The organism is Janthinobacterium sp. GL_088 (genome assembly GCF_057837845.1).
The window spans coordinates 5,045,590-5,064,758 of record NZ_CM174453.1 but is presented as its reverse complement, the minus strand read 5'-3'; the positions used below and the strand labels follow the sequence as shown (position 1 = coordinate 5,064,758).

The following is a 19,169-nucleotide window of genomic DNA, read 5'->3' as shown; positions in this document are numbered from 1 at the left end:
GCAAAATGGTAGATATGAGCGCAATGAGCCGCGATGAATTGTACGCATGGGTGGTGCAGCTGCTGGCCGAAATGTTCGAGCTCGATCCGACGGCGCTGACGCCGCAGTCGAATCTGTACGCCGAACTCGATATCGACAGCATCGATGCGGTCGACCTGGCGGTCAAGCTGAAGCAGCTGACGGGCAAGCGCCTGCAGCCGGAAGTGTTCAAGACCATCCGCACGATCGACGATGTGGTCGAGGCGCTGCGCGCGATGTCGGTGTCGGAACAGGCGGCATAACGCGTGCTGCTCAATGCCGTCGCGTTGCTGCTGACCGTCCTGTATCCGTTGGTGATCTGGTTCGGTTACGGCCAGGTCGAGCCGCGCTGGCTGGCGCTGTTGCTGTTGCTGGCCGCCGCCTGCCGTCTGCCCGCGCTGAAGCTGCAGCGCGCCGCGCGCTGGTCGGTGGCCGCCGCGCTGCTGCTGGCCGCCATCGCTCTGTGGAGCAACCTGCTGCTGCCGCTGAAACTGTATCCGGTACTGGTCAACGTCGTCTTGCTGGCCACCTTCGGCTACAGCTTGTGGGCACCGCCTTCGGTGGTGGAACGCCTGGCGCGCTTGCGCGAGAAGGATTTTCCGCTCGCCGCCGTGCGCTATACGCGCCGCGTGACGCAAGTCTGGTGCGGTTTTTTTATCGTCAATGGCGCTATCGCGCTCGGTACGGCATTGTGGGCCAGCGAAGCCGTCTGGTCGCTGTACACGGGCGTCATCGCCTATGTCCTGATGGCCCTGTTATTTGGCGGCGAGTATCTCGTCCGCCTGCGTTTTAAGCGTTTGCACCATGCCTGAATCTTCCCTGCCGCAAGCCACTGTGCCTGACGCACATCCGCCGATTTCCCCGCTGGCGCGCCTTGCGCTGTTCGTGCATGGCCGCCCGCCGGCCATGCACGTGGGCTGGCGCGATGGCGCGGTGCTCGATTGCGCGCACTTTGCGGCGCGCATGGCCGCCTGGGCCGGCTTGCTGGAAGGCCAGGCAGGCCGCCATTTCGCCCTGTACCTGGACGACAGCATCGAGTTTGGCGCCGCCTTGCTGGGCGCCTGGCAGGCGGGCAAGACCGTCTGGCTGACGGCCGATACGCTGCCGGCCAGCTGCGCTTCACTGGCTGCGTCCGTCGATGGTTTCCTGGGACAGTTCCCGGCAGCGCATGCGCCGCTGCCGCCACCACCGGACAGTCTGGCCGAGCGTGCGTGGACGCAGCTCGCCGACGATTTCCCGGCGCTGGTGGTGTACACCTCGGGCAGTACGGGCGCGGCGCAAGCCATCCCGAAAAAACTCTCGCAGCTGGCCAGCGAGGTGGCCACGCTGGAGCAGCTGTTTGGCGAACACGCCGATGGCGCGGCCGTCGTCGCCACCGTCTCGCACCAGCATATCTACGGCTTGCTGTTCAAGGTCCTGTGGCCGCTGGCGGCCGGGCGTGCCGTGCATGCGCACAGCGTGGACTACCCGGAACAGCTGGCTGCCTTGCTGGCGCGCGGTCCGTGCGTGCTGGCCGCCAGCCCCGCGCACCTGAAACGCCTGCCGGAACACATCGACTGGTCCGGCGCGCGCGCGCAGCTGCGCGCCGTGTTTTCCTCGGGCGGGCCGCTGGCCCTGGACAGCGCGCTGGCTGCGGGGCATTTGCTGGGCCGCGTGCCGCGCGAAATCTATGGCAGCTCGGAGACCGGCGGCGTAGCCTGGCGTCAGCGCGTGCCGGAGCACCCTGACGACGAGAGCTGGCAGGGTTTTCCTGGCGTCGACTGGCGCCTGATGGCTGACGGCGCGCTGGAAGTGCGTTCGGCGCACCTGGCCGACGATGGCTGGCTATGTTTGGCCGACCGCGCGCGCGAAACGGCGTCAGGACGCTTCCAGCTGCTGGGACGCAGCGACCGCATTGTGAAGATCGAAGAAAAACGCATTTCCCTCAATGCCATCGAAGCGGCATTGCTGGCCACGCCGCTGGTGCTGGACGCGCGCGTGTTGCTGTGCGATGCGCCGGCCGGCGAGCGCCAGAAGGTGGCCGCCTTTGTCGTCTGCAGCGCTGCTGGCCGGGCGCTGCTCGATGCCGAAGGCAAGCTGGCCCTGAACCGCCAGCTGCAAACGGCGCTGGGCGGGCAGGTCGACGCCATTGCCATGCCGCGCCGCTGGCGCTACCTGGAACAATTGCCCATCAATGCACAGGGTAAGACGACGCAGGCGCTGTTGCTGGCATTGCTCGAGAAACCCCGCTTGCCGCATGCGCGGCTGATCGAGCGTTCGGCCGATGGCGAAACGCCACGGTTGCTGTTCCAGCTGCGCGTGCCGGCGAATCTGTTCTATTTTGACGGCCATTTCACGGGTGCGCCCTTGCTGCCCGGCGTGGTGCAAGTGGAGTGGGCGCTGCACTTCGCGCGCCAGCACCTGGATCTGCCCGCGCGGTTCCGCGCCATGCATGCCCTGAAGTTCCAGCAGCCGGTGCTGCCGGACCGGCCGGTCCGGCTGGCGCTGGAATACGACGCGCTCAAGGCCAGCCTGCAATTTCGTTATCTGTCGGACGCCGGCCAGCATGCCAGCGGCCGCATCCTGTTTCACCCGAATGCCGCTGCCGTTCCCGATGGCGGCACCGATACACCCACTCCAGCAGCGAGCGCATGTTAGATAAAAAATTCTCACCCGAACGCCAGACCGCCTTTGCCGCCCGTTTCGAGGCGCAAAAAATCGCTTTCGGTCCCGTCGTCTTTCAATGCGTGCGCTATGCCTGGAAGCGCGGCATGCTGCAGGCATTGGCCGACACAGGCCACAGCGGCTTGAGCGTGGCCGAGATGGCCGCCAGCGGCCGCTGGACGGAATATGCGCTGAAGGTGGCGCTCGAATCGTGCCTGTCGGCCGGCGTCGTCTCGCTGCGTGACGGCGCATATGTGCTCGATAAAGTCGGTTTTTGCATGCTGACCGACAGCATCACCCAGGTCAACCTGGACTTCATGCATGACGTTTGCTACCAGGGCTTGTTCGACCTGGACCGTTCGCTCGACGCCGAGCAGCCGCTGGGATTGGCCGCGCTGGGCGATTGGCCTACCCTGTACCAGGGCCTGTCTGCCCTGTCGGAGCCGGCCAAGGGCAGCTGGTTCGCCTTTGACCACCATTATTCGGATACATCGTTCCCCGAGATATTCCCTGACGTCTTCGCCACGGCGCCGCGCCGCATCATGGACATCGGCGCCAATACGGGCAAGTTCGCCAGTGCGGCGCTGGCCTACCATGCGGGCGTGGAACTGCACCTGGTCGACCTGGAGCGCCAACTGGCGGTGGCCGACCAGACTCTCACCGATGCCGGTGTGCGCGAGCGGGCGCATTTGCACGCCTGCGACCTGCTCGACGACGTGGCGCCCCTGCCGGCCGGCATGGACCTGATCTGGATGAGCCAATTTCTCAGCTGTTTCAGCGAGCCTGCCATCGCCAGCATCCTGCGCCGCGTGTCGCAGGCGCTAGGGCCGAACGGGCAAGTGCTGATCATGGATACCTTCTGGGACCGCCAGCAGTACGATATCGCCGCATATTGCCTGATCAATACCTCGCCGTACTTCACGGCCATGGCCAGCGGTAACAGCAAGATTTACCAGAGCACCGACTATATCCGCCTGGCGCAAGCTGCCGGCCTGGAGTTGCTGACCACGCGCGACGGTATCGGCTATTGCCATTCGCTGCTGCGCTTTGGCCGCGCCGGAGCGCACAGTGACTGAAGTGCGTTTTCAACCGTGCATCGTGATTCCCGTGTTCAATCATGAACACGCAATCGGCGCCGTGGTGCAGCGCCTGCTGCCGCATGGCGTGCCGCTGATCCTTGTCGACGACGGCAGCTTTGACGTCGGCGCGCGCACCCTGGACGCGCTGGCCGCCGCGCATCCTTCGCGCGTGACCCTGCTGCGCCATGCGCAAAACCAGGGCAAGGGGGGGGCGGTGCTGACGGGCTGCCGCCACGCGCATGCGCACGGCTACAGCCATGCGCTGCAGATCGATGCCGACGGCCAGCATGAAACGGACGATGTGCCGCGCTTCCTGGCGCAGGCGCAAGCCATGCCGGCGGCCGTGGTGGTTGGCTACCCAGTGTACGATGCTTCGGTGCCCAGGGCGCGCTACTACGGCCGCTATGCGACGCACGTCTGGGTATGGATCAATACCCTGTCGCTGCAGATTCGCGACTCCATGTGCGGCTTTCGCGTCTATCCGCTGGCGTCTTTCATGGCATTGGCAGAGAAGTGCCAGCTGGGACAGCGCATGAATTTCGACACCGATGTGCTGGTGCGCCTGTACTGGGATGGTTTGTCGATGGCGAATCTGCCCACGCGCGTCGGTTACCCCAGCGACGGCATCTCGCATTTTGAGCTGTGGCGCGATAACGTGCTCATTTCGCGCATGCACGCGCGTCTGTTTTTCGGCATGCTGTGGCGCGCACCGCGCCTGCTGGCCCGCCACTGGCGCGCGCGATGACGGCAGCACCGCAGCCGTCGCGCGGACACTGGTCCGGCTTCAATGAAGTCAGCTTCGTGGCCGGCATGCGCCTGCTGTTCTGGATCTGCCGCGTCTTCGGCCGCTGGCCTTTTCGCATCGTGCTGTACCCGGTGCTGGCCTGGTACGTGCTGACCAAGCCGCGTGCGCGCCGCGTGTCCCGCAGCTACTTGCGTCGCGTCGCGGCCTGCGGCGGCCCGGCAAACCTGAGCGTGCTGCGGCACTTTGCCACGTTTGCCGAAACCATCCTCGACAAGATGCTGCTATGGGGCGGCCTGTACGACACGCGTAGCGTGAGCCTGCACGGCGTCGATGGCGACGATGGCGTCAACCGCTGCCTGGACGAGGGACGCGGCGCCTTGCTGATCTGCGCCCACCTGGGCAACCTGGATTTGTGCCGCGTGCTCTCGCAGCGCACTACGCGCTTGAAGCTGACGGTGCTCGTGCACACGCGCCATGCGCAAGCGTTCAACCGCATGCTGGAGCGCCTCAATCCGGACAGCCAGCTCAATCTGATGCAGGTGACGGAAATCACGCCTGCCACGGCCATGCTGCTGGCGGAAAAGGTGGCGCAAGGTGAGTTCGTGGTGATCGCCGGCGACCGCGTTCCCGTCTCGCCGCAGCCGCGCGTGGCGGTGGCGCCGTTCCTGGGTCAGCCGGCCGCCTTTCCGATCGGCCCGTATGTGCTGGCCAGCGTGCTGCAATGCCCGGTGTACCTGCTGTTTTCCATGCGCATCGGCCAGCGCTCGGAAGTGCATTTCGAACTGTTCCGCGAGTCGCTGCACCTGCCGCGCAATGCACGCGAGGCGATGCTGGCCGAACTGGCGGCCGCCTATGCGGCGCGCCTGCAGTACCACTGCCTGCGCGCGCCGCTCGAATGGTTCAATTTCTACGATTTTTGGCAACTCCCCGATACTTCAAGACTGGATACTCCCGATGCAACTCGCTGACCTGAAAAACACCCGGCGCGCCGTCCGCTTCGACCGCGAGCGGCTGCGCATCGAAGACATTACCGACATCGCGCATGGCCGGGCCAGCGCCGAACTGTCCAGCGACCCCGTCTTTCTGGCGGCGATCGCGCGCGGCGCCGACTTTCTTGACCGCCTGCTGCGCGAGGATGGCACGATCTATGGCGTGACCACCGGGTACGGCGATTCGTGCACGGTGACCGTGCCGCCGGAACTGGTGGCCGAGCTGCCGCACCACTTGTACACCTATCACGGCTGCGGCCTGGGCGAATTCTTCACGCCAGCGCAGACGCGCGCCATCATGGCCACGCGCCTGGCGTCGCTCTCCAAGGGTTTTTCCGGCGTCAGCGTGGAACTGCTGGCGCAGATCGCGCGCTTGCTCGATGCTGGCCTGCTGCCGCTGATCCCGTCCGAAGGCTCGGTAGGCGCCAGTGGCGACCTGACGCCGCTGTCCTACCTGGCGGCCGTATTGTGTGGCGAGCGCGAAGTGTGGCGCGACGGCGTGCAGGTGCCGGCGCAGCAGGCGCTGCGCGAAGCGGGCATCACGCCTCTGCGCCTGCGTCCGAAGGAAGGCCTGGCGATCATGAACGGCACGGCCGTCATGACGGCGCTGGCCTGCCTCGCGTATGAGCGCGCCGAATACCTGACGCGCCTGACGACACGCATCACGGCCATGGCCTCGTTTGCGCTCGACGGCAACGCGCACCACTTCGATGAAACCCTGTTCTCCGTCAAGCCCCATCCAGGCATGCAGCAAGTGGCGGCCTGGCTGCGCGCCGATCTGCCCACCGATTCCTGGGAGCGCAATGGCAAGCGCCTGCAGGACCGCTACTCGATCCGCTGTGCGCCGCACGTGATCGGCGTGCTGGCCGACGCCTTGCCATGGCTGCGTTCGTCGATCGAGAATGAACTCAATAGCGCCAACGACAACCCCATCATCGACGCCGAAGGCGAGCGCGTGCTGCATGGCGGCCATTTCTACGGCGGCCATATCGCCTTCGCCATGGACAGCATGAAGAATACGGTGGCCAACCTGGCCGACCTGCTGGACCGCCAGATGGCCTTGCTGGTCGACAGCCGCTACAACCAGGGCTTGCCGGCCAACCTGTCTGGTGCCACGGGGCCGCGCGCGGCCATCAACCACGGCCTGAAGGCGCTGCAGATCAGCGCCTCCGCCTGGACGGCCGAAGCACTGAAGCTGACCATGCCCGCCTCGGTGTTTTCACGCTCGACCGAATGCCACAACCAGGACAAGGTCAGCATGGGCACCATCGCCGCGCGCGACTGCCTGCGCGTGCTGGAGCTGTGCGAGCAGGTGGCCGCCGCCTTGCTGATCACGGTGCGCCAGGGCGTCTGGCTGCGCTGCAAGGTCAGTCCCGACGTGCCGCCGCAAGCGGCGCTGGCGGCGATGATGGCGGCGCTGGCGGCCGACATCGCGCCGGTTGAAGAAGATCGCCGCCTCGATCCGGAACTGCGCGTGCTGCTCGAACGCATGCGCACGCAAGCGTGGCCGTTGTACGGAGCCGGGAATGACTGAGACGCATAAGGTGCGCGGCAAAAAGGCCACGCCTAGCCGCTGGAACGCCGAAGTCGAGATGCAGGTGCAGTTCTTCGACCTGGACCCGATGGAGATCGTCTGGCACGGCCGCTACGTGAAATACCTGGAAGTGGTGCGCTGCGCGCTGCTCGACAGCATTGGCTACAACTACGTCGACATGAAGGCCTCCGGCTATGCCTGGCCCGTGATCGACATGCACTTGCGCTATGTGGCGCCAGCCACCTTTGGCCAGCGCCTGACCTTGCGCGCCGACCTGGTGGAATGGGAAGACCGTTTGAAGATCGACTACCTGGTCAGTGACAGCGCGACGGGCAAGCGCCTGAACCGCGCCAGCACGACGCAGGTGGCCGTCGACATCGCCAGCGGCGAGATGTGCTTTGCCTCGCCGCCGATACTGTTTGAAAAATTGGGATTGAAGACCGTATGAAAAAACAATTCAAAGTTTTGCTGGCATGCCTGTGCCTGATGGCGATGGCGCCGCTGCACGCGGCCGCGCCCGTGGCAAAGATCGAGGCCATGCTGGCCAAGCCGCAACAGTTGTGCGGCCGTTTCGACCAGAGCAAGCAGCTGGCGGGCATGAAGAAGGCGCTGGCCTCGAATGGCCGCTTTTGCGTGGTGGCCGGCAAAGGTGTGCTGTGGCGCACCTTGCAGCCGTTTCCGAATACCCTGCGCCTGACGCGCGACGAGATCGTGCATTTCCAGGGCGAGCGCGTGGCCATGCGCCTGGACGCGAAGACGGAACCGGTGGTCAAGATGATCAACAGCGTGTTGTTTTCGCTGCTGGCCGGCGACCTGGCGCAACTCGATACGCTGTTTGAAGTGGACGGCAGCATCGATGGCGGCACCTGGCAGGTGGCGCTGAAGGCGCGCCAGCCGGCGCTGGCCAAGGCCATCGGCAGCATCCGCCTCGATGGCGGCGCCTTCGTGAAAAACATCAGCATCAGCGAAGCGAGCGGCGACCGCACCAGCATCGTGTTTTCCGCGATTGAAACGGGACCGGCCGCCATCACGGCGCAAGAGGCGGCCCTGTTTTGACTTCCCTGACGAAGCGTGGCCGCAACGCCGGGCGCTTGCTGGCCATCGCCTGGGCGCTGGTGGTGGCGCTTCTGCTCGCGCATAACGCCTATCTGTGGCTGGGCAAGCGCATCGCGCCCGAAACCGACATTCTTGCCTTGCTGCCGGTGCAGGAGCGCGACCCCGTCTTGCAGGCATCATTTACACACATGGTCGACGCGGCGCAGCAGCGTCTGGTGGTGCTGGTCGGTGCGCCCGACTGGACCGAGGCCAAAAAAGCGGCCGACGCCTATAGCGCCGTGCTGGCGCGCCAACCGGACCTGTTCCAGTCCACGCCGCTCGACGAGCAGACGCAGAACGACTGGCTGGCCCTGTTCCAGCAGCACCGCTTGACCCTGCTGACGGCGCCGCAGGAAACGCAGCTGCGCCAGGAAACGCCCGCATTCTGGCGCGATTCGGCGTTGAGTCAGCTCTACAGTCCTTTCGGTGGGCCGAAACTGGGCGCCTGGCAGGACGATCCTTTCGGCCTGTTCAGCGGCTGGGTGCAGGAGCGGGCGCAGGAAACCCCCGTGCGTCCGCGCGACGGCCATTTGTTCGTCGCCGACGGCGAACGCCAGTATGTGCTGCTGCCGCTGACCTTGCGCCTGCCCGCCTTTTCGCTGGGCGCGCAGGAAAGCGCGCTGCCCGTGCTGGCGCAAGCCGAGGCGGCGGCGCGGCAGGCTGTGCCTGGCGTGGACATCATCAGCGCCGGCGTGATCCTGCATGCGGCTGCCGCCAGCAGCCAGGCGGCGGGCGAGATGTCGACCATCGGCCTGGGCTCCCTGGCCGGCATCATCCTGCTGACGTGGCTGACCTTCCGCTCGGTCAAGCCGATTGCGCTGATCCTGCTGTCGATCGGCATCGGCTGCCTCGGTTCCTTGTCCGTGTGCTGGCTGCTGTTCGGTAAAGTCCACCTGATGACCCTGGTGTTTGGCGCCAGTCTGATCGGCGTGGCGCAGGATTACGGCATTTATTTCCTGTGCAACCGCCTGGGCGCCGATCCCGCGCTCGACTCGCGCGCCTTGCTGCGCCGGCTGCTGCCGGGCCTGTGCCTGACCTTGCTGGCCGCCGTCATCGGCTACCTGGGCCTGGCCCTGACGCCATTCCCCGGCCTGCGCCACATGGCCGTGTTTTCCGCCCTGGGCCTGGTGTTTGCCTGGCTGACCGTGGTGTTCTGGTTCCCTGCGCTGATACGCGGCGGCACCCTGAAAAGCGGCGTCCTGGTCGCGCGCTACGGCGCGGCGCGCGCGTGCTGGCCGCTGTTGCGCGCCAACCGCGCCACCCTGGCTGGCGGCGTGCTGTTCGCCGTGTTTGCCGTCTTCGGCATCGGCCGCCTCGGTGTCAACGACGATATCCGCTTGCTGCAAACGCCGCCCGCGCACCTGATACGCGACCAGATCAAATTGAGCAAATTGCTCGATGGGCCCACGCCGGTGCAGTTCTACCTCGTGCGCGGCGACAGTGCGGAAGCCGTGCTGCAGCGCGAGGAAGCGTTGAAACAACGGCTGCTGCCGCTGATCGCGCAAAAGCACATCAGCGGCTATCAGGCCATGTCGAACTGGGTGCCGTCGCTGCAGACACAGGCGGCGCGCCGGGCTTTGCTCGACACGGCCATCCTGCGGCCGGGCGCAGCGCTCGACTTGCTGGCGCAGTCCGTCGATGAAGGTCCCGAGTGGGCCGGCAAGGTACGCGCGCAGTTGGCGCAAGCCGGTGCGCCGCTGTCGATCGATGCCTTCTTGCAGGTGCCGGCCAGCGAGCCATGGCGCCACCTGTGGCTGGGCAAGGTCAAAGGCGGCTATGCCTCCATTGTCGCTCTGCGCGGCATGCAGTATGCGGCCATTCCTCTGCTGGCGCAGGCGGCCGACGGTTTGCCCGGGGTGCAGTGGGTCGACAAGGTGAGTGAAATTTCCTCGGTGCTGGGCCGCTACCGCGTCTACATGGGCGCCGTGGTGCTGGGTGCCTACGTGGTGGTCTTCGGTTTGCTGCTGCCCCGTTACCGGCGCCGCACCTGGCGCGTGCTGGCGCCGACTGCGCTGGCCAGCGTGGCGGCCCTGGCCTTGCTCGGTTATTTGAACCTGCCGCTGCAGTTGTTCCACGTGCTGGCGCTGATGCTGCTGCTGGGCGTGGGCGTCGATTACGGCATCTTCATGCAGGAGCATCCTGATCGCCGCAACAATACGCCGTGGCTGGCCGTGGGCTTGTCGGCGGCGAATACCATTCTGTCTTTCGGCTTGCTGGCCTTGAGCAAGACGGCGGCCTTGCAGGCATTCGGCCTGACCATGCTGATCGGTACGGCGCTGGTCTGGCTGCTGTCGCCATGCTTTGCCGAGGCAGACAACCGTAGCGCGGCCGATGCCGCAGGAGAAATCTGATGTTTTTGCACTGTCAACGATGGGTGCCGGCACTGCTGCTGGCACTGGCCGGCTGCGCCAGCACGCCTCCTTCGGCACCGGCGCGCCTGGGCCTGAAACTGGCGCCGGCCGCACTGGGCGCCACGGTCAGCTTGCAGCAGCATCTGGTTGTCGAACGGGCAGGGCGCATCGACGAACTCGATGCGGCGCTGGAAGTGGAGCCGTCGCACCTGGACCTGGTGGGCCTGGCGTTCGGCCAGCGCGTGCTGTCGCTGCATTACGACGGCAAGGAGATGACGTCGTGGCGCCACCTGATGCTGCCGGCACAGGTGCGCGCGGAAGACGTGCTGGAAGACATGCAGCTGACCTTGTGGCCGCGCGAGGCGATCGCCGAGGTCTTGCCGACCGGCTGGCGCATCGAGGACAGCGGCCTGCGCCGCACCCTGTTCCTGCATGACGAGGCGGTGACGGTGATCGACTACAGCGCCATGCCGCGCTGGAGCGGCACGGTGGTGCTCGACAACCTGCGCTACCGCTATCGCCTGACGATACAGAACGCCCCGGAAGGAAGCTGAATGACTGGCTTGACCGTGTATTTGAATGACTGCGGTATCGTCTGCGCGCTGGGGGCCAGCCGCGACGAGGTGCGCGCGCGCCTGTTTGCCGCGCACAGCGGCGTGCTGGCCACCGACCGCCACACGCCGGGCCGCGTGCTGCCGCTGGGCGTGGTCGATGCGGCCCTGCCATCGGTGGCACAGCACGGCATCGCCGCGCGCAGCCGCAACAACCAGATGGCGCTGGCGGCGCTGGCGCAGATCCGCCCCGCCGTGGAACATGCCGTCGTCCGCTACGGCGCGGACCGCGTGGCCGTGGTGATCGGCACCAGCACCTCGGGCATCGGCGAGACGGAAGACGCCATCGGCCAGCATGTGGCGGGCGACGGCTTGCCGGAAGCCTTCCACTATGGCCAGCAGGAGATGGCGTCGCCGGCTCTGATGCTGGCCGAGGAACTGGGCATCGACGGCCCGGCCCTCGTGCATTCGAGCGCCTGTTCGTCGAGTGCCAAGGCGATGGCCAGCGCGGCGCGCCTGATCCGCATGGGCCTGTGCGACGCCGTGCTGACGGGGGGCGTCGATACCCTGTGCGGCTTTACCGTGGCCGGTTTTTCCGCGCTGGCATCCGTCAGCGCGCGGCGCTGCAATCCGCTCGGCGCGAACCGCGACGGCATCAATATCGGCGAAGGTGCGGCCCTGTTCCTGATGACGGCGGAACCGGCCAGCGTGGCCTTGCGCGGATGGGGCGAATCGTCCGACGGCCACCACATGTCGGCGCCCGATCCCGCAGGCGGCGGGGCGCGCCTGGCCATCGGCCAGGCCCTGGCGCGCGCGGGCATCACGGCGGCGCAAGTCGACTATGTGAACCTGCACGGCACGGCCACGCCGCAGAACGATGCGATGGAAGCGCGCGTGGTGTCCGACCTGTTCGGCGCCACGGCGATGGTCAGCTCCACCAAGCCGCTGACGGGCCATGCACTGGGCGCGGCCGCCGCCATCGAGGCGGCCCTGTGCTGGCTGGCGATGCAGGACGATAACGCCGAGGGCTTGCTGCCGCCGCACCTGTGGGATGGCGTGCCCGATGATTCCCTGCCGCCGCTGCGCCTGGCTTTGCCTGGCGCGCGCCTGGGGCGTCCGCTCGACTGGGCGCTGAGCAACTCGTTTGCCTTCGGCGGATCGAACGCCGCTCTGCTGTTCGGGAGGGGAGCATGAGTTTTCCGCCTATCCGTGAGCTGGTGCCCCATTCCGGCGCCATGGTCCTGCTCGACCGGGTGCTGTCGGCCGATGTGGAAAACCTGTGCGCCGAAGTCACCATCCATGCCGGCAGCGTGTTGTATGACGCGCCGTCGGCAGGGGTGGGTAGCTGGGTCGGCATCGAATACATGGCGCAGGCGATCGCCGCGCATGCAGGCTACCGCGCCCGCTTGGCCGGTGCGCCCGTGAAGATCGGTTTTTTATTGGGGGCGCGGCGCTACGAAGCGCAGCTGCCTCTGTTCGTCGATGGCAGCGTGCTGCAGGTGCATGTGCAGCAAGCCTTGCAGGGCGAGAATGGACTGGGCGCGTTCGAGTGCCGTATCGAGATGGCGGGCGCCGTGCTGGCGCAAGCGACGATCACGGTATTTCAGCCCGAAGATGCAAAGCAATTTCTGCAGGAGAGTATGAATGGAGCGCAGCATGAGTAAAAGTGTATTGGTGACGGGATCGTCGCGCGGCATCGGCAAGGCGATAGCCTTGCGCCTTGCGCGCGATGGCTTTGACGTGGTACTGCATTGCCGCAGCGCGCGCGCCGAAGCCGACGCGGTGGCGCAGCAGGTGCGGGCGCTGGGGCGCGCGGCGCGCGTGCTGCAGTTCGATATCGGCGACCGTGCCGCGGCAGTTTGCGCGCTGGAAGCGGACATCGCCGAACATGGCTGCTATTACGGCGTCGTGTGCAATGCCGGCGTGGCGCGCGACAATGCGTTTCCCGCCATGTCGGGCGAGGACTGGGACATCGTCTTGCAAACCAACCTCGATGGTTTCTACAATGTGCTGAACCCGCTGGTGATGCCGATGGTACAGCGCCGCAAACCGGGGCGCATCGTCACCATGGCATCCGTCTCGGGCCTGATCGGCAACCGCGGGCAAGTCAATTACAGCGCGGCCAAGGCAGGCATCATCGGTGCGACCAAGGCGCTGGCGCTGGAACTGGCCAAGCGCGCCATCACCGTGAACTGCGTGGCGCCGGGCCTGATCGAGACGGACATGATCAGCGAGGTTCCACTCGACGAAGCGCTGAAGATGATCCCCGCGCGCCGGGTCGGCACGCCGGAAGAGGTGGCCGCCGCCGTGAGTTTCCTCGTTGGCGAGGAGGCGGGCTACATCACGCGCCAGGTCATTTCTGTCAACGGAGGCATGGCATGAGCCGCCGGGTAGTCGTGACCGGCATGGCCGGCATCAGCCCGATCGGCAACGACTGGCCGGCCATCCGCCAGCGCCTGGGCGAGTACCGCAACGCCATCGTGCGCATGGAGGAATGGGCCGATTATGAAGGCTTGAATACGCAGCTGGGCGCGCCGGCCGCGCCGTTCGCGCTGACAGACCGCTATAACCGCAAGGCGGTGCGCAGCATGGGGCGCATCGCCTTGATGGCCACGCGCGCCAGCGAACTGGCGCTCGAACACGCGGGACTGGCCGGGCACCCCGTGGTGAAAAGCGGGCAGATGGGCATTTCCTTCGGCTCGTCGGCGGGTACGCCCAGCGCCATCGGCGACTTTGGCCGCATGATGGAAGAGCGCACCACCAAGGGCATCAACGCCACCACCTACATCAAGATGATGGCGCACACGGCGCCCGTGAACATCGGCGTGTTTTTCGGCGTCACAGGCCGCGTCATCACCACCTCGAGCGCCTGCACCTCGGGCAGCCAGGGCATCGGCTATGCCTACGAGGCGATCGCCGGCGGCAAGCAACTGGCGATGATCGCCGGTGGTGCCGAGGAACTGTGCGCCACCGAGGCGGCCGTCTTCGACACCCTGTTCGCCACCAGCACGCGCAATGACGCGGGTCACACGACGCCGCGCCCGTTCGACGCCAGCCGCGATGGCCTTGTCATCGGCGAAGGCGCCGGTTGCCTGATCCTGGAAGAATTCGAGCATGCGCAGGCGCGCGGCGCCGCCATCCACGCGGAACTGGTGGGCTTCGGCACCAACAGCGATGGCTGCCACGTGACCCAGCCGAACGCCGCCACCATGCGCCAGGCGATGCTGCTGGCGCTGGCCGACGCCGGCTTGCAGCCGTCCGATATCGGCTACATCAATGCGCATGGCACCGGGACGCAGCAGGGCGACATCGCCGAATCGCAAGCCACGTTCGAGGTGTTTGGCGACCGCACGCCTATCAGTTCGCTGAAAAGCTACATGGGCCACACCCTGGGTGCCTGCGGCGCGCTGGAAGCGTGGATCAGCATCGAAATGATGCGCGAAGGCTGGTTCGCCCCGACCATCAACTTGCAGCAGGTCGACGCGCAATGCGCGCCGCTCGACTACATCGCTGGCGAAGGCCGGGCCATCGAATGCGAGTATGTGATGTCGAATAATTTTGCCTTTGGCGGCATCAACACGTCGCTGATCTTCAAGCGTTACCGGCCGTGAAGTCAGCTTGTGCTGGCGCAAGTGGCAAGTGTGCTTCCGTTTGTACTATCTTTAACTTATCGAGGAAAGCAGCATGAAAAAAATGATGATCCTGGCGGCGCTGAGTGCGGCGCTGACGGTTGCCTTGCCGGCACAGGCGGGCGATACCAAACACATGATGCCGATCGCCAATGCGATGTCCGCCAACGATGCCCAGGCCCGCCTTGGCGATACCGTCAAATTCTACTTTGGCGACCAGGCAACGCCGCCGATTGCCACGCGCATCAGCAGCGACAAGACGAGCCAGAAAACCAATGGCGTCGGCAAGTCCGCAGAAACCTCGTGCAACTGGGCCTTCCTGTCGGCCATGCTGGCGCTGCAAAAGCGTGCCCAGTCGGTGGGCGCGGATGCCGTCGTCAATATCGTCAGCAATTACAAGAACATCGAAAATTCCAGCGCCACGCAATTCGAGTGCCATGAAGGCACGATGATGACGGGCGTGGCCTTGAAGGGTGAGTTCGTGAAGTTGAAGGCAAGTAAGTAGCAGTAGCAGGAAGCAGCAGGGAAGTTCACCCCATCGGTGACCGGCGCAATCAGATGTAGTGATCGCGTCCGGGAGCCACTCCAATAAAAAAGTAGAAAGAGAATATGCAAAAAGTATCGAAAACTGTCGTCCTGGCTGGCGCGTTGCTGGCATTGACCATGTTGCAAGGCTGCGCCACGCGCATCAAGGCATCGTCGACGGCCAATCCGCCGCCGAGCGAGGCTTTCTCGTCGTTTGGCCGCATTGAAGTCAAGTCAACAGTCTTTGCCGAGGGCTACAAGGGCAACCAGGCCGCCATGGCGAAAATCGACGAGAATATCCGCAAGGACCTGGCCGAATCGCTGACCAGCTGGAATGCCGCCCCGGCCAATGGCCGCGTGCTTATCATCGAGCCTATCGTCGAAGAAATCCAGTTCAAGAGCGGCGCCAAGCGCGTATTCCTGGGACCATTGGCCGGCAGCTCCGGCGTGCGCATGCGCGTCATGATCCGCGACAACAAGGGCGCCCTGGTCGCGACGCCAGAGTTCTTCCAGCGCGCCGACGCGATGGCGGCCGGATTCACGTTTGGCGTGCACGATAACCTGATGCTGACCCGCATCGCCAACCTGACCAGCGCTTACATCAAGGCCAACTATGTACGTGCCGAAGGCGGCCCGACTGGCGCCGATAGTAAAGCGGTCGAAGCAGCAATGACGAACTAAGAAGGGCGCGGCGCGCAAGCGCCTGCAGACCTGCTGAGATGGCAGCGACGGGCAACCGCGCTGCCATTTTTTTGCTGCATGCATGCTGGTCATTTGTGGCAGACTGCGCCTTTGCCTATCCAGACCTTGTCATGTCACCAGCCTTCCCCGGTAACGGCGCCAGCATCTGCCTGCTCGATTCCCGCAGCATTGATCTCGCGCAGCTGACTCAGTATGAAACATGGCTCGGGCCAGCGGAAACGGCCCGATACGCGCGCTTTGTGCGGCCATTGCGCCGGCGCCAGTTCCTGCTGGGGCGTGCCTTGCTGCGCGTAGCCATGGGGGAAATGCTGGAAGTGGCGCCGGAGTCCATTGCGCTGGAAGAGAGATCAGGTCAGGCGCCGCGGCTGCTGGCGCCCGCCGGTGGTCCCTATTTCAGTATCTCGCATAGCGGCCACTGGGTTGCCTGTGCGTTGAGCGGTACCACGCGGCTGGGGCTCGATATTGAGCTGCGTGACCCGCGGCGCGACGTGCTGGCACTGGCGCGCCAGGCGTTTGGCGCGGCCGTGGCGGCGGATCTGGAAAAGCTGCCACAGGAGGAGCGCCGGGAGGCGTTTTACCAGTGCTGGAGCGAGGCGGAGGCGCGCTACAAGCTGGGCATGGACGCGGGCGCTTGCGTGACCTTGGCGCATGCCGAGCTGTCCATCGTGCTGTGCAGCGCCGCGCCGCTGGCACACCCGCCCGCCTTGCTATTGTCCTGTCTGGCGCCAGACTAATTCCCCCGTACCACGATTTCCTGCACTTTCGGTTCGCGCTGGCGCATGAAGCGCACGATGGAGTCGACGGTGACGACGTCGATCTGGCGCGTCATGCGGCGCTCGAACGGGTGGTCGTCGAAGGCGATATTTGCGCGGAACATGCGCGCGCCCAGGCGCGTGGCGGCGGGTATGCTCAGCGTTTGCGGCGCGTAGCTGGCGCTGCGCAGCCAGCCTTGCGCTTCGGCGCGCGTTTCTATCTTGCCGGGCTCGTTGCTGGCGGCGGCCAGGGTTTCCAGCACCCACTGGTTCGAATTCTGGTACTTGGTGGAAAACGGGTAGGCCAGCATGTTGTAGTGCGCCTCATGCAGGCGCTTGGGCGTGTTCGACGTCAGCAGGCGCACCAGTTGCTGCTGCGTATCCTGGCCCGGAATCAGGATCATGCTTTCATACATGAACACATCGTCCATGAAGAAATTGCCCAGGCCTTCGTTGTACAGCGACGATTGCGCCGTGCCGCACTCATTGAGTTCATGCACTACCAGCCAGCGGCCCTTCGGGTGGTCGCGCCAGGCCAGCGCCATGTGCGAATAGCGCAAATTGTACTTTGACAGGTCTTGCCCGGCGCGCGCCAGCAGCGCCACCTGCGCGCCCGAGCCATCGAGCGCTTGCAGTGTCTTTTGCGCCAGGTCCATCGATTTGACGAGGGTGGTCGCATCCGTTTGCTTTTCCTCGCACGAGCGTCCCGCATGGGCGGCGCCGGCCAGGGCCAGGCTGATGATCATGGCAGTCAGGCGTTTCATGGGTTTACGCTTTCGAATGGTGGAGGATGGCATTGCCGGCCGCATTCGGCACATAGGCGATGGCCTTGCCCGACAGCACCAGCATGTGGCCCGTCGAGACGGCCACCACCTGGATGGCCGTGCCGGCCGCCAGCGACAGGCCCTGCGTGGCCTTCTGGCTCAGCTTGACGGAGGCCTTGGCCGCCTGCGAGGCGCCTTTGGCTGCGCTTTTCAGCACGAGGACGCTGCCGTCGGCCACATCTTCCACCTTGTCGATGATGATTTCACCGGCGGCGGCCAGCACCGACATGGAGCCGACGAGCACGATGGCCGACGCCATGCTGGCGTTGTCGGACGCGTTGGTGGTGTCGGAGTTGGCGGCCCGGGCCAGTGGCGCCATGGTGGCGGCGCACAGGAGGGCGGTGGTGAGCAGATGTTTCATGGAATGTCCGTTCTTCATTGGTGGTTACACTTTGGAGTGGTGCAGCAGCGCCTTGCCCAGTTCGTTCGGGATAAAGGCGATGGCCTTGCCGGAAAGAACCAGCATGTGACCGGTGGACAGCGCCACCACGTTGACCACGGTGCCGGCCGCCAGCGACAGGCCCTTGGCCGCTTGCGTGCTCATCTGGATGGATGCGCCGCCCGCTTCGGACGCGCCTTTCAGCACGATGACGATGCCTTCGCCCACCGTTTCCACGCTGGCGACCACCACCTGGCCGGAGGCGACCAGCATCGACATGGAGCCTGCGACGACGATGGCGGATCCCTGGCTGAGGTTTTGCGAGCCATTTGACAGATTCTCGGAGGCGGCGGCGTGGACCAGGCCGGGAGCGGCCACGGAGAGCGTCAACAGCGACAGGGACAGGCAGAGGGGCAGCAGGCGTTTCATGTGTTTCTCCTTCAAGTGTGCCAAGTGGCAACGCCATCATTGTAGACTGTGGGCAATTGGTCAATGAAAACGCTACTCGTAGCGGGCAGGCATACCGCAGGTAGCGTATAGCGCTACTTTTTTGCCGCTGGAACCGATGCTATTTATATAAAGGAAGTGCATGCCGCAAACCCACGCCTTGATCGAAGCCTTGAAACGCCTGTTGAAAGCGCGTTCCGTCACGTATGCCGAGCTGGCCCAGCGCATCGGCGTGTCCGAAGCCAGCGTCAAGCGGATGTTTTCGCAAAAGCAATTTACCCTGCAGCGCCTGGACCAGATCCTGGTGGCCATCGGCAGCGATTTCCAGCAACTGGCGCTGGCCGTGCAGTCAGCCCAGGCCGCGCCCACCCTGATCACGGGACTGACGTATGCGCAGGAAAAGGAAATCATCGAGGATACCCGGCTGTTCGTGGTAGCTGTCTCCGCCCTGAACCTGCTGCCGCTGGAACAGATCGTCGCCATCTACGACATCAGCGAGGCGCAAGCCGTGAAATACCTGCTGCGCCTCGACAAGATCGGTTTTTTGGAACTGCTGCCGAATAACCGGGTCAAACTGCTGGTGGCACGCACGTTTGCGTGGATACCGAACGGTCCCATTCACACGTATTTCAAAAAGGAAGCCTATGGCGACTACTTGAATTCGCAATTCGATGGCGAGACGGAATTGCTGCGTCTGGTGAACGTGATGCTGTCGAAAAAATCCACGGCAGCCTTGCTGGAACGCCTGAAACAAGTGGCGGTGGAATTCTCGCAGCAGCACCAGGAAGACGCGCGCCTGCCCGGCGATGAGCGCCTGGCCATCAGTTTCATGCTGGCGGCGCGGCCGTGGATGCCGCAGACGTTCAAGGCGTTGCTGCGGCAGTGAGGCAGCCATATTGCGGGCAA

Annotated in this window: 22 protein-coding genes; 19 read left to right on the top strand and 3 right to left on the bottom strand. The window is 65.1% G+C overall.

Annotated elements, in window-relative coordinates; translation table 11 throughout:
- Positions 1–23 precede the first annotated feature (23 nt).
- The 18 genes from AC3IQ7_RS22575 (at position 24) to AC3IQ7_RS22490 (ending at position 16,595) form a co-directional block, all read left to right on the top strand.
- Entirely contained in the window at positions 24–281 is a 258-nt protein-coding gene (locus AC3IQ7_RS22575) for an acyl carrier protein (protein WP_353660972.1), read from the top strand.
- A gap of 3 nt (positions 282–284) precedes the next feature.
- The gene (locus AC3IQ7_RS22570) at positions 285–830 is read left to right on the top strand and encodes a COG4648 family protein (RefSeq protein WP_489207373.1); all 546 of its coding nucleotides are present in this window, start codon (positions 285–287) and stop codon (positions 828–830) included.
- On the top strand, positions 823–2,655 hold the full coding sequence (locus tag AC3IQ7_RS22565; protein WP_489207372.1) for an ApeI family dehydratase: 1,833 nt from the start codon (positions 823–825) through the stop codon (positions 2,653–2,655). Before AC3IQ7_RS22570 ends, AC3IQ7_RS22565 begins: the two co-directional genes overlap by 8 nt.
- Positions 2,649–3,737 (top strand): class I SAM-dependent methyltransferase, encoded by a 1,089-nt coding sequence (locus AC3IQ7_RS22560; RefSeq protein WP_489207371.1) that lies wholly within the window; start codon positions 2,649–2,651, stop codon positions 3,735–3,737. Before AC3IQ7_RS22565 ends, AC3IQ7_RS22560 begins: the two co-directional genes overlap by 7 nt.
- Positions 3,730–4,485, top strand: a complete 756-nt coding sequence (locus tag AC3IQ7_RS22555; RefSeq protein ID WP_322428482.1) for a glycosyltransferase family 2 protein — start codon at positions 3,730–3,732, stop codon at positions 4,483–4,485. The genes AC3IQ7_RS22560 and AC3IQ7_RS22555 overlap by 8 nt, the downstream gene beginning before the upstream one ends.
- The gene (locus AC3IQ7_RS22550) at positions 4,482–5,453 is read left to right on the top strand and encodes a lysophospholipid acyltransferase family protein (protein WP_489207370.1); all 972 of its coding nucleotides are present in this window, start codon (positions 4,482–4,484) and stop codon (positions 5,451–5,453) included. Before AC3IQ7_RS22555 ends, AC3IQ7_RS22550 begins: the two co-directional genes overlap by 4 nt.
- Positions 5,440–7,008: an HAL/PAL/TAL family ammonia-lyase gene (locus tag AC3IQ7_RS22545; protein WP_322428484.1), complete on the top strand. Its 1,569-nt coding sequence runs from the start codon at positions 5,440–5,442 to the stop codon at positions 7,006–7,008. The genes AC3IQ7_RS22550 and AC3IQ7_RS22545 overlap by 14 nt, the downstream gene beginning before the upstream one ends.
- Positions 7,001–7,456, top strand: coding sequence for an acyl-CoA thioesterase (locus tag AC3IQ7_RS22540; protein WP_322428485.1), 456 nt, complete (start codon positions 7,001–7,003; stop codon positions 7,454–7,456). Before AC3IQ7_RS22545 ends, AC3IQ7_RS22540 begins: the two co-directional genes overlap by 8 nt.
- Positions 7,453–8,064, top strand: a complete 612-nt coding sequence (locus AC3IQ7_RS22535; RefSeq protein ID WP_322428486.1) for a LolA family protein — start codon at positions 7,453–7,455, stop codon at positions 8,062–8,064. Before AC3IQ7_RS22540 ends, AC3IQ7_RS22535 begins: the two co-directional genes overlap by 4 nt.
- A 5-nt stretch (positions 8,065–8,069) precedes the next feature.
- Positions 8,070–10,454, top strand: a complete 2,385-nt coding sequence (locus AC3IQ7_RS22530) for an MMPL family transporter (RefSeq protein ID WP_322428511.1) — start codon at positions 8,070–8,072, stop codon at positions 10,452–10,454.
- Positions 10,454–11,008: a DUF3261 domain-containing protein gene (locus AC3IQ7_RS22525; RefSeq protein ID WP_322428487.1), complete on the top strand. Its 555-nt coding sequence runs from the start codon at positions 10,454–10,456 to the stop codon at positions 11,006–11,008. Before AC3IQ7_RS22530 ends, AC3IQ7_RS22525 begins: the two co-directional genes overlap by 1 nt.
- Entirely contained in the window at positions 11,009–12,199 is a 1,191-nt protein-coding gene (locus AC3IQ7_RS22520) for a beta-ketoacyl-ACP synthase (protein ID WP_322428488.1), read from the top strand. It begins immediately after the preceding gene.
- Positions 12,196–12,669 carry a hotdog family protein gene (locus AC3IQ7_RS22515; protein WP_322428490.1) on the top strand — a complete coding sequence of 158 codons (474 nt, stop codon included), beginning with the start codon at positions 12,196–12,198 and terminating at the stop codon, positions 12,667–12,669. The genes AC3IQ7_RS22520 and AC3IQ7_RS22515 overlap by 4 nt, the downstream gene beginning before the upstream one ends.
- Positions 12,662–13,387 (top strand): 3-oxoacyl-ACP reductase FabG, encoded by a 726-nt coding sequence (gene fabG / locus AC3IQ7_RS22510; protein WP_322428491.1) that lies wholly within the window; start codon positions 12,662–12,664, stop codon positions 13,385–13,387. Before AC3IQ7_RS22515 ends, fabG begins: the two co-directional genes overlap by 8 nt.
- Positions 13,384–14,616 carry a beta-ketoacyl-ACP synthase gene (locus tag AC3IQ7_RS22505; protein ID WP_322428492.1) on the top strand — a complete coding sequence of 411 codons (1,233 nt, stop codon included), beginning with the start codon at positions 13,384–13,386 and terminating at the stop codon, positions 14,614–14,616. The genes fabG and AC3IQ7_RS22505 overlap by 4 nt, the downstream gene beginning before the upstream one ends.
- A gap of 73 nt (positions 14,617–14,689) precedes the next feature.
- A complete protein-coding gene (locus AC3IQ7_RS22500; RefSeq protein WP_322428493.1) occupies positions 14,690–15,139 on the top strand; it encodes an excinuclease ATPase subunit in 450 nt (149 codons plus the stop codon).
- A gap of 104 nt (positions 15,140–15,243) precedes the next feature.
- A complete protein-coding gene (locus AC3IQ7_RS22495; RefSeq protein WP_322428494.1) occupies positions 15,244–15,840 on the top strand; it encodes a hypothetical protein in 597 nt (198 codons plus the stop codon).
- 131 nt (positions 15,841–15,971) lie between these two features.
- Complete coding sequence (locus tag AC3IQ7_RS22490) at positions 15,972–16,595, top strand: 4'-phosphopantetheinyl transferase family protein (protein ID WP_322428495.1); 624 nt, start codon at positions 15,972–15,974, stop codon at positions 16,593–16,595.
- On the opposite strand, the gene AC3IQ7_RS22485 is transcribed toward AC3IQ7_RS22490, so the two are convergent.
- From AC3IQ7_RS22485 to AC3IQ7_RS22475, 3 genes are read right to left on the bottom strand one after another with little or no spacing between them, the layout of a single operon-like run.
- The gene (locus tag AC3IQ7_RS22485; RefSeq protein ID WP_322428496.1) at positions 16,592–17,377 is read right to left on the bottom strand and encodes a DUF2145 domain-containing protein; all 786 of its coding nucleotides are present in this window, start codon (positions 17,375–17,377) and stop codon (positions 16,592–16,594) included. The genes AC3IQ7_RS22490 and AC3IQ7_RS22485 overlap by 4 nt on opposite strands.
- A gap of 4 nt (positions 17,378–17,381) precedes the next feature.
- Entirely contained in the window at positions 17,382–17,798 is a 417-nt protein-coding gene (locus tag AC3IQ7_RS22480; RefSeq protein ID WP_489207369.1) for a hypothetical protein, read from the bottom strand.
- Positions 17,799–17,822: 24 nt separating this feature from the next.
- Positions 17,823–18,245, bottom strand: a complete 423-nt coding sequence (locus AC3IQ7_RS22475; protein ID WP_077407467.1) for a hypothetical protein — start codon at positions 18,243–18,245, stop codon at positions 17,823–17,825.
- 160 nt (positions 18,246–18,405) lie between these two features.
- On the opposite strand from AC3IQ7_RS22475, the gene AC3IQ7_RS22470 reads away from it, so the two are divergent.
- Positions 18,406–19,149, top strand: coding sequence for a helix-turn-helix domain-containing protein (locus tag AC3IQ7_RS22470; RefSeq protein ID WP_070219154.1), 744 nt, complete (start codon positions 18,406–18,408; stop codon positions 19,147–19,149).
- The last annotated feature ends 20 nt before the right edge of the window (positions 19,150–19,169 follow it).